A 341-nucleotide genomic window follows, 5' to 3' on the forward strand; every position below is an offset into this window, starting at 1 on the left:
AAGAGTAATATAAGATGAATGATTCTGTAATAAGATTAAATCCAACATTAACTGATTTTTTCTTATTTTGCTTTTGCATACTTCTTATTCCTGTGGTTAGTTTCATTATAGTAAGAGTTATCAATAAAAAGCTAGTTAATAAAAATAAAAAGAAATTACCTACATTAATATTCTTTCCACTTACTACTATTTTAATAGGAAGTTTAGGTTTTGGTTATTTCTTTGGCTATGGTTGGTTTATCCCTTATTCTTTACAACCTAGTTATTGGGAGTTTAAGAGAATGTGTGAGTTAAATGAATTACCTAATAATAAAGAGAAGTATAATAAGATATTAAGTTAT

General features: G+C 24.9%; 1 pseudogene. It reads left to right on the top strand.

Going from position 1 to position 341, the window contains the following annotated elements:
- Positions 1-14: 14 nt before the first annotated feature.
- Positions 15-341: pseudogene (locus CQA44_RS12385) on the top strand (hypothetical protein); the annotation flags it as partial.

The sequence above is a fragment of the Helicobacter sp. MIT 14-3879 genome (genome assembly GCF_003364125.1).